This is a genomic window from uncultured Aquincola sp. (genome assembly GCF_964001545.1).
Lineage (GTDB): Bacteria > Pseudomonadota > Gammaproteobacteria > Burkholderiales > Burkholderiaceae_C > Aquincola.
The window spans coordinates 1-6,120 of sequence record NZ_CAXFDV010000791.1 but is presented as its reverse complement, the minus strand read 5'-3'; the positions used below and the strand labels follow the sequence as shown (position 1 = coordinate 6,120).

Sequence of the window (6,120 nt, the reverse complement as noted above, 5' to 3'; positions counted from 1 at the left end):
GCCGCAGCGTGCGGGCATCGGCGGCTTCCGTTTCCAGGCCCAGGCCGGGCGCGCGCTCGGCGCGGGCGCGGTCGCCGGCTTCGGCCAGCCAGGCCTGCAGCTGCGCCACATCCGGCGCATGGCTGGCGGGCAGCAGGTCGAGGTCGAACAACCCCAGCTCGTCGGTGGTGGTGTCGTGCAGACCGGCCACGAACCAGGTGCTGGGCGGCAGCGTGACGCCCCGGCCGTGCAGCCCGTTGCGCACCGCCGGGTCGTTGAGCAGCCCGGCCAGCAGCCGGGCATTGACCTCGCCCGTCTGGCCGCCGCAGGCGCCGCAATCCAGGCCGGCGGCATGCGGGTTGTTGCTGCTGCTGCTGCCATGGCCGGCCAGCAGCACCAGCCGGGCATGACCCTGCTTCAGGCCCATGGCGGTGAGTGCCTGGGCGGCCGCCTGCACCCGGTCGGCCAGGTCGCTGCCGTCGGGCGCGGCGGGCCAGCGGGGGCGCAGCCGCTGCGCGGCAGCGGCGGGCAGGCCGGCGTGTTCCACCGCGCGCTCCGGGCCCCCGCGGCCCAGGCCGCGCTGCAGCAGCGGTGCTGCCATGGCCAGGCCGCAGGATTCCACGAACGAAAAACCCGAGCCCGCGCCGCCCTTGAAGGCCTGCCACACCTGCGCCCAGCCCAGGCGCTGGCGGCGGCGGCGCGCCAGCCACTGGCCCAGGCCCGGCTCGTCGCTGTCTTCGGTGGCACACAGCGCCGGGGCCAGCAGGCCGGGCAGCTGCGGCCGCTGCAGACCGGTGCCCAGCGGCTGCCAGGCCACCGGCATCGCGAAGAAGCCGGCAAAGCCGCGCGTCTGCACCTGCGGGCCGGCCGCTTCCAGCGCGCGGCGGAACACCTCGGACCGCACGTCGATGCAGAACACCGCCTGCACGGCGGGCGATGTGGCCGCCGGCACCGGCGCCGGGCCGTGGGCCAGCGCCTGGGTCAGCGGTGCCTGGTAGCTGCGCTCCAGCGCGTCCTGCCACAGCCAGTCGGCGCGCTGGGCGCGGCGGGCCGCCTCCACCGCCTGCGCCTGGCGCTGCCACGCTGCCACCAGCCGTTCGGCCAGATGCTGCTGGGCATGGCCGCGGTGCAGCAGCCATTCCCAGGCCAGGCGAATGGCCAGCAGGTGCACGATGTGCGCGTCGTCCTGCTGCTGCAGCCGCGCCTGCCAGCGCTGGTAGGCACACCAGGCCGCCCAGCCATTGATGCTCAGCAGCAGCGCGCTCAGGTAAGCCTCATGCGCCTGCGCGGGCAGCCCCAGCGCCTGCAGGGCCCGGGCGATCAGCGCCTGCGGCTCGCGCGGCAGCTGCGCCACCTGGCGGCTGAAGCCGCGAAAGCCCATCAGCATGCCCGGACCCAGGTCGTGCGCCGACTGGCGCAACCAGCAGGCATACAGGCCGCCGCTGCGGTCGGGGCCCCAGGCCGCCTGGGCGTCGTCGAAGTAGGCGGCGCAGCACTGGCTGATGTGGTGGGTGACCGCATCGCGCCAGGCCACCGCGTGGCACAGGTCGCGACGGGCGTCCAGCAGGTCGGTGACCAGCGGCAGCCGCAGCGGCGGCGGCGGATCGGCGTGGTAGCGGCCCACCAGGCCGGCCACGGTTTCGGTGGAGCCGGCCGCGTCGATGGCGGCCTGCAGGTGGCGCTCGCTGAGCCGGCCTTCGGACCAGTGCCGCAGGAAGTCGGCCCGCGGCATCAGCATCGGGCTGCCGGCCCGCACGGCCAGCTGCGCCGCGGCTTCGTCGATCGGGCGCTGGCGGTAGCCCCAGTAGGGGTTGACGGCGATGAAGCGATCCAGCGGCCAGGTGGGCGCCACGCGGTCGCAGGCAGCCTCGATGGCCTGCTGCAGGCGTTCATCCAGCGCCAGGGGCTCGGGCAGGTCCAAGGTCGTGTTCATGGCGATCTCCGGTGCGCGATGGGGCGAGGTCTTAGGATTGCTGCGGCCGCACGCGGGCCGGCAGGGGCAACGGCGCGGTGTGCACCGGCGGCGGCGGTAGGCGCGCCGGCCACAGCCGGAAGGTCAGGCGGGTGAACAGCTCGTCCAGGTACAGGCCACCGAACATCGCGGGGTACAGCCGGCGTGCCAGCGCACCCTGCGGCGCCGCCAGCACCAGGGCCTGCAGCATGAAGAGGCCCAGGAAACAGCCGACCACCCAGGCCACCAGCCAGGCCGGCACCATGGGACCGGCCGCGCTGCCGGGGTGTGCTGCGGCCCAGGCCGCTGCCATGGCCGCATGCAGGCCCAGGTACAGACCGGCCAGGCCGGCCGCCACGCCCAGGCCGGCCAGGGCAGCGGCCAGGCTACGGGCCCGCACCACCAGCGGTGCCAGGGCCAGCGCCAGGATCACGCTGGCGGCCAGCATCGGGCCTTGCGGCACCGCGCCCAGGCCCCAGGCCGCCGCAGCCACGGCCACCACCAGCAGCCCGGCCAGCGCGGCGCCGGCCCAGTGCAAGGCATCGGCACGCGGCGCCGCCGGCATCAGCTGCCGCAGGCGGGCCTGCCGCACGGCGCCACCGGCCGACAGGAAGGCATGGGCCTTGTACAGCGAGTGCGCCATCAGGTGCAGCAGCGCCAGCGCATGCAGGCCCAGGCCGCACTGCATCAGCATGAAGCCCATCTGCGCGCAGGTGGACCAGGCCAGCGACACCTTGATGCTGATGCGCGTCATCATCACCAGTGCGGCCACCACGGCGGTGGCGGTGCCCACCACCACCAGCAGGGCCTGCGCGGCGGGCACCTCGGTCACCAGCCCGCCCACCCGCAGCAGCAGGAAGCCGCCCAGGTTCACCACGCCGGCATGCAGCAGGGCCGAGACGGGCGTGGGCGCTTCCATCACCTGGATCAGCCAGCCATGCACCGGCAGCTGCGCGCACTTGAGCAAAGCGCTGGCGGCCAGCAGCACCGCCGCGGCCTGCAGGTAGCCGTCGGGGCCGCTGCGCTGCGCCAGGGCGGCCAGTGCGGCGTCGATGTCCAGCGTGCCCAGCCGGCTGCCCACCAGGGCCACACCCGCCAGCAGGCACAGGTCGCCCACGCGGCTGGCGATGAACTTCTTGTGCGCGGCAATCAGCGCCGCCGGCCGCTCTCGGAAGAAGGTGAGCAGGCCGTGCAGCTGCAGGCTGGTGGCCACCCAGGCCAGCGCCAGCACCGCCAGGTTGTTGGTGCCCACCAGCACCGTCACCGCGGCCAGCATGCCCATCAGGCCGCGCACGTAGCGCGCCTGGCCGGTGGCCCCTTGCAGGTAGCTGCGCGAGTAGCCGGTGATCACCCAGCCGATGAAGCACACCAGCAGCATCACCACCCCGCCCAGCAGGTCGCTGCGCAGGCCCGGGCGCAGCGCACCGGCCTCGCCCAGGCTCAGCAGCGCCGGGCCATGCCATGCCGCAGGCCCGCCGCTGGCCAGGCCCAGCAGCGACAGCAGCGCTGCCAGCAGCGCGAGCACGGCGGCCGAGCGGGCCAGGCGCCACAGCGCCAAGGTGCGGCCGGGGGCCACCGCCGCGGCCACGGCAGCGCCGGCCAGCAGCAGCGGCGGCAGCGCCAGCAGCGCGGCGCGCCAGGGCGCCAGGTCAGGCAGCAGGTGTTCCATGTCACGGCTTTCGGCAAGTCATGGCCGCCACTGTGCCGGGGCACAACGCTTCCGTAAAATTCATTGTTCCTGACAAACCGTTCGACCACAGCGAAGGATTAGGCGATGGCACGGCTCAACTTTCATCACCTGCATTCGTTCTGGGCAGTGGCCAAGGAAGGGCACCTCACGCGCGCGGCGGCGCGGCTGCATGTGTCGCAATCGGTGCTGTCCACGCAGATCAGACAGCTGGAAGAGCAGCTGGGCCATGCCCTCTTCCAGCGCGTGGGCCGCACCCTGCAGCTGACCGAGGCCGGCCGCATGACGCTGACCTATGCCGAGTCCATCTTCACCGCGGGCCAGGAGCTCACGGCCCTGCTGCGCGACGGCAGCACGCAGGCCCGGCAGGTGCTGCGCATCGGCTCGGTGGCCACGCTGTCGCGCAACTTCCAGGAGAACTTCGTGCAGCCGCTGCTGCAGCGGCAGGACGTGTCGCTGGTGCTGCAGTCAGGCAGCCTGGAAGAGCTCCTGCAGCGGCTGCGGGTGCACACGCTGGACCTGGTGCTGTCCAACCGGCGCGTGCATGCGGATGCCGAGCATCCCTGGCGCTGCCGGCTGCTGGCCCGCCAGCCAGTGAGCCTGGTGGGCCGGCCGCGGGGCCGTCGGCGCGCCTTCCGCTTTCCGCACGACCTGGCCGAAGTGCCCTTGCTGCTGCCCGGGCGCAGCAGCGACATCCGGGCCGGCTTCGACCTGCTGTGTGAACGGCACGGCCTGCGCTGCCAGGTGCTGGCCGAGGTGGACGACATGGCCATGCTGCGGCTGCTGGCGCGCGACACCGGCGCCGGGGTGGTGGCCCTGCTGCCCAGCGTGGTGGTGCGCGACGAACTGGCCAGCGGCCAGCTGGTGGAGTACTGCGTGGTGCCAGATCTGATCGAGACCTTCTACGCCATCAGCATCCAGCGTCATTTCGAGCCGCCGCTGCTGAAGACACTGCTGCAGCGCGATGCCACCGATGTGCTGGCTGGCGGCTAGGCCCCCCGGACACCCCCAAGAGAACGATTCGCTGAAAGCGAGCCCTTGCCTACAGTGAGAACCATTCTCACTAAACACCAGGAGGCCCGACTTGCAAGCGCTGTTGAAACACCGGATGCAGCCCATCCGTTCCGTGCCCGCCCGGGACCATGCCGAACTGCTGCACATCTGGGAGAAAAGCGAGTTCGAACTGCTGGGTCGAGCCGCTTTGGCCCCGCTGTACAGCGGCAGCCATGAGATCCGCCGGTTGCTGCTGGAGGTCTCGGGCGTGTATGCCTACCCCGGCCCGCGCGGCGCGCCGGTGGCCTTCGTGGCGGTGGCCGAAGACCGCATCGCCTTGCTCGACGTGCTGCCCGACTACCGCCACCAGGGCATTGGCAGCGAGCTGCTGCACTTCGCGGTACAGCAGATCGGCGCCCGCCTGGTGGAGCTGCCCGAAGCCTGGGCCGAAGCGCAGGCCTTCTACCGCCACCACGGCTTCAGCCGCGTGGGGCCGACGATGGTGGGGAGCTTTCGCGGCCAGCACCAGACGCTGGTGCGGCTGGCCTGCTCGGCCCAGGGCTGAACCAGCGACCGCCGGTGCCCAGGCCTTGCAGCGTGCCGGCACCGGCGCTGGCAGCGCCGGCCCCTCCGGCGGCCGCCATGAAGGCTTCGGTCGCCGCCGCCACCGCAGCGGCGCCACCGCCCTGCCAGTGCTCGGCCAGCGCCCGCAGGCCGGCGCGTGTGTCGCGCGACAAGGCACCGCCGATGGGGTCGTCGGCCACCATGCGCAGCCGGGCGGCATAAGCCGCGCGGGCCGGCGCACTGCGCGACAGCAGACTCAGCAGCCGGCCCATCGACACCCTGAAAGCTTCGGCCCGCTCGGCCGCCGGCCCTTCGGCCTGGGCATACCAGGCGCACAGGTATTCCACCGGGCCCAGGGCCTGGCCCCCGCGCCCCGCGCTGGCGCCCAGGCTCGCGCCCCAGGCGGGTCGCCGGCCACTAGGCACGCGGCCACTGGCCAGGCCATCGACCAAGGCTTGCGCCACCGCGGCCTGCGCCGTGTCGGCACCATGCGCGGCCACCACGCACAGCACCTTCAGGAAGGCCGGGTACAGCTGCTCGCCCAGCGCGTCGCACAGCCGCTCCAGCAGCTCGGTGCGCTCGGCCGCGCCATCGGCATGGGCGCAGCCGTCGATCAGCAGCTGGGCCGCGCCGGCCCAGTCGGGTGACTCGCGCAGCGCCAGGGCTTCAGCCTGCATCGCCGGGTGAGCGGGTGAGCGCCGCCAGGAACTGCTGCTCCAGCGCGTCGATGGTCAGCCGCGCCGACCGCGGGCCGGCCTGTAGCAGGCCGCCGCCCACGCCGTCGTCGCCCAGCAGCCAGCGCGCAGGCCCCTCCAAGGCCGCCGCCGGCGCGGCCGACGTGGACGCCGAAGCGGGCGCAAGGCCTTGCAGGCGCGTCAGGGCGGAGGGGGCGATGGCGGACAGGTTCATGGCGTTGGCAGCAAGTGGGGGTCAGCCTAGGCGCCAG

6 protein-coding genes are annotated in these 6,120 nt (G+C 73.4%); 2 read left to right on the top strand and 4 right to left on the bottom strand.

Annotated elements, in window-relative coordinates; genetic code table 11:
• Both ABNT58_RS27515 and ABNT58_RS27510 read right to left on the bottom strand, forming a co-directional pair.
• On the bottom strand, positions 1–1,912 hold a 1,912-nt coding region (locus ABNT58_RS27515), incomplete at its 3' end, for a putative inorganic carbon transporter subunit DabA (RefSeq protein WP_348756558.1).
• A gap of 31 nt (positions 1,913–1,943) precedes the next feature.
• The gene (locus ABNT58_RS27510) at positions 1,944–3,599 is read right to left on the bottom strand and encodes an NADH-quinone oxidoreductase subunit L (RefSeq protein ID WP_348756557.1); all 1,656 of its coding nucleotides are present in this window, start codon (positions 3,597–3,599) and stop codon (positions 1,944–1,946) included.
• A 105-nt stretch (positions 3,600–3,704) separates the two neighbouring features.
• Here ABNT58_RS27510 and ABNT58_RS27505 point away from each other — a divergent pair, with 105 nt between their 5' ends.
• On the top strand, positions 3,705–4,610 hold the full coding sequence (locus ABNT58_RS27505; protein WP_348756556.1) for a LysR family transcriptional regulator: 906 nt from the start codon (positions 3,705–3,707) through the stop codon (positions 4,608–4,610).
• A gap of 91 nt (positions 4,611–4,701) precedes the next feature.
• Entirely contained in the window at positions 4,702–5,175 is a 474-nt protein-coding gene (locus tag ABNT58_RS27500; RefSeq protein WP_348756555.1) for a GNAT family N-acetyltransferase, read from the top strand.
• Here ABNT58_RS27500 and ABNT58_RS27495 read toward each other — a convergent pair.
• On the bottom strand, positions 5,090–5,851 hold the full coding sequence (locus tag ABNT58_RS27495; protein ID WP_348756554.1) for a hypothetical protein: 762 nt from the start codon (positions 5,849–5,851) through the stop codon (positions 5,090–5,092). The two genes, ABNT58_RS27500 and ABNT58_RS27495, sit on opposite strands and share 86 nt — an antisense overlap.
• A complete protein-coding gene (locus ABNT58_RS27490; RefSeq protein WP_348756553.1) occupies positions 5,841–6,083 on the bottom strand; it encodes a hypothetical protein in 243 nt (80 codons plus the stop codon). Before ABNT58_RS27490 ends, ABNT58_RS27495 begins: the two co-directional genes overlap by 11 nt.
• Positions 6,084–6,120: the final 37 nt, after the last annotated feature.

Excerpts from the sequence above, each read along its gene's own strand:
- ABNT58_RS27490 (WP_348756553.1), bottom strand. The coding sequence starts at position 6,083 with ATGAACCTGTCCGCCATCGCCCCCTCCGCCCTGACGCGCCTGCAAGGC.
- ABNT58_RS27510 (WP_348756557.1), bottom strand. The coding sequence starts at position 3,599 with ATGGAACACCTGCTGCCTGACCTGGCGCCCTGGCGCGCCGCGCTGCTG.
- ABNT58_RS27495 (WP_348756554.1), bottom strand. The coding sequence starts at position 5,851 with ATGCAGGCTGAAGCCCTGGCGCTGCGCGAGTCACCCGACTGGGCCGGC.
- ABNT58_RS27505 (WP_348756556.1), top strand. The coding sequence starts at position 3,705 with ATGGCACGGCTCAACTTTCATCACCTGCATTCGTTCTGGGCAGTGGCC.